Genomic DNA, 643 nt, shown 5'->3' on the forward strand with positions numbered 1-643 from the left:
CGACCCGCGCGGCGGATCGCGCGTGCTGCAGCAGCAGGAGCGCGAGCAGGGCGCGGGCCTCGTCGGCGTCGGGCAGCAGCTCGACCACCAGCCGCGTGAGCCGGATCGCCTCCTGCTGCAGGTCGAGCCGCAGCAGCCGGTCGCCCGAGCTGGCGAGGTAGCCCTCGTTGTGCACGAGGAACAGCACGGCGAGCACGCCGGCGAGTCGATCGGGCAGCTGGTCGGGCGAGGGCACGCGATAGGGGATGCCGGCGTGTGCGATCTTCCGCTTGGCACGCACGATCCGCTGGCCCATGGTCGACTCGGGCACGAAGAACGCGCGCGCGATCTCGGCGGTGTCGAGCCCGCCGACGGTTCGCAGCGTCAGGGCGACCCGTGCGTCCATCGACAACGCGGGGTGGGCGCAGGTGAAGACGAGGCGGAGCCGGTCGTCCCAGCGGGGCTCGGCCGCCGCGAGGTCGGCGGGGTCGTCGGATGCCCCGCCGCCCACCAGCTCGTCCATCACCAGCCACTCCTTCACCTTCCCGGCTTCGACCGCGCGTCGCCGCAGCACGTCGAGCGCCCGGTTCCGCGCCACGGTCGTGAGCCACGCGCCCGGGTTGTCGGGCACCCCCTCGGTCGGCCACCGGCGGGCTGCGCGCTC

Annotated in this window: 1 protein-coding gene; it reads right to left on the minus strand. The window is 74.5% G+C overall.

The window, feature by feature from the left end:
- Positions 1-610 (minus strand): RNA polymerase sigma factor (locus GH736_RS23950; RefSeq protein ID WP_268891270.1); only part of this gene is annotated, 610 nt, incomplete at its 3' end.
- Positions 611-643: the final 33 nt, after the last annotated feature.

The organism is Agromyces humi (assembly GCF_009720255.1).
Taxonomy (GTDB): domain Bacteria; phylum Actinomycetota; class Actinomycetes; order Actinomycetales; family Microbacteriaceae; genus Agromyces; species Agromyces humi.